Source organism: Rhizobium sp. SVR5-2C (genome assembly GCF_056755115.1).
The window spans coordinates 1-237 of the sequence record NZ_JBNDHT010000579.1 but is presented as its reverse complement, the minus strand read 5'-3'; the positions used below and the strand labels follow the sequence as shown (position 1 = coordinate 237).

Annotated in this window: 1 pseudogene; it reads right to left on the bottom strand. The window is 65.0% G+C overall.

The features are described 5' to 3' along the window. A pseudogene (locus ACPYOI_RS36975) lies at positions 1 to 237 on the bottom strand (haloacid dehalogenase-like hydrolase); the annotation flags it as partial.

Genomic DNA, 237 nt, shown 5'->3' with positions numbered 1-237 from the left:
CCAGTCGCTCTTCCGGTCGACCACGGTCCATCCGGTTATCGCCGCCGCATCGAGCGCCTTGTCGAGGCGGCCGAATGCAGTGTCACGGTCGTAGGCATATTCGCGATCCGCGTCGGTGTGAGGGATCAGCACGCCGAGGCGTGCAGGCGCACCGCCCATCGTCGTCCATTGCAACATTTCGAGACCCCCATCGGAATTGCCGAAGGCTGCGATCGGCCGCCGGCCGATCTCCTGGTT